Annotated in this window: 1 protein-coding gene and 1 rRNA gene; one reads left to right on the forward strand and one right to left on the reverse strand. The window is 33.4% G+C overall.

The genetic code is table 11. The features are described from left to right. Window positions 1-676: 676 nt before the first annotated feature. Window positions 677-1,177 (forward strand): shikimate kinase, encoded by a 501-nt coding sequence (locus ACIQXU_RS20925; RefSeq protein ID WP_402876150.1) that lies wholly within the window; start codon window positions 677-679, stop codon window positions 1,175-1,177. Window positions 1,178-1,537: 360 nt separating this feature from the next. Here ACIQXU_RS20925 and rrf read toward each other — a convergent pair. Then, window positions 1,538-1,627: ribosomal RNA gene (rrf, locus tag ACIQXU_RS20930) — 5S ribosomal RNA — on the reverse strand; the annotation flags it as partial.

Genomic DNA, 1,627 nt, shown 5'->3' on the forward strand with positions numbered 1-1,627 from the left:
TTATAGTGTGTGCTCACTCAAAATTTACGTTGGCGCTTTGTTTTGTTCAGTTTTCAAAGAGCAATTTATCTCGTTGTTCGTTAGAACAACTTGTTAATCCATCATAACACACTATCAATTAGTTGTCAACTTCTACGAAGTTTTTAACTTATTTTTTAGTCACTGTGTTAGCAGCAACTAATTCATCTTATCACTTTCATTATAAGAAGTCAATAGTTTTTACTGTTTATTTCTTCAAGCAATCTGCCAGAAGTTGATGAAATTTTTGTTTGACTGACTTGGTGCTTATTTATATTAATCCTTTTTGTCATCAAAGTCAATGTATTTTCGTTTTTTTCTTTTATGACCATATCCGTTAATTAATATCCACAATTGCACAGCATGAGTTGGATCCTATCATTACTCTTCTCATTATAAAATTAATGATACAAATTAAAGCATGGACTATTAATTATCGACCATTCCTTCTATTATTAGGAATGAGGGTAAATCAATTGATCAGTTTTCCAAATATTTAAATAATATTTTTACATTTCTACCAACATGCACTATAATGAAATTATTTTTAAAAATCGAAAGCTACTTTAAATCATTGTAATCTAGCGGGGAGAGGAATTCATAAGTGGTTAATAAAGATACATCTTTGAGGTTGCAAAGTATCGTTTTTATTGGTTTTATGGGAGTAGGTAAAACTACAATAGGCCAAAAAGTCGCTAAAAAACTATATAGGGACTTTATTGATATAGACCAAGAAATCGAAAAAGAATTTAATATGCCCACGACTGAAATATTCAAGAAGTTCGGGGAAAAGACTTTTCGTGAAAAAGAAAAGGAAGTAATTGAACGGTTCAGCCAGCAAAAATTAAAAATACTTTCTTTAGGAGGCGGGGCCTTTTTACAAGAGGATATAAGAGATATATGCCTCTCCAATTGCATAGTATTTTACCTTGATTTATCTTGGGACTATTGGAAAGAAAGAATTAGCTTACTTATTGATAGTAGACCGGTCTTGCAAAGTAAAAGCCTAGAAGAAATTGAAGACCTTTTTAAAACCAGACAAGAAGTTTATTCCTATCATCATTCAAAAGTGAACACAAATAACTTGGATGTTGATGAAGTAGCAGATTTCATAGTAGATTCTTTAAAAGTTGCTTGGGAGATTCACGAACCACTTTAAAAAAGATGATTGGCTCAGCGTAGCCAATCATCTTTTTTATTGTTAATAAAAATGATTCACAAATGTGATCATAGCTTTTTACAATGATTAGGAAAGAAGAGACCATTTTAAATGGATGATGGTTTAGGAGCCATTTCTGAATGCTAACTCTCCAGGAAAAATCAACGTATACCCACCGCATTCCCATACCATTTATAAAAACAAGCCAATAAGCTATTAGAAAATATATAAAGAAAACGAATTAGCCATGTATTCTCCGCGATTTCGAGATCTTACGGTCTTCTTCTACTGTCTGGCTGAGAAGGTAAAAGGATTTACTAAAAACAAAAAAGGCCAGCCTAATGGCTGACCTTTAAAATGGCTTGGCGGCGTCCTACTCTCACAGGGGGAAACCCCCAACTACCATCGGCGCTGAAGAGCTTAACTGCCGTGTTCGGAATGGGAACGGGT

This window comes from Peribacillus sp. NPDC097284 (assembly GCF_044761765.1).
Classification (GTDB): domain Bacteria; phylum Bacillota; class Bacilli; order Bacillales; family DSM-1321; genus Peribacillus.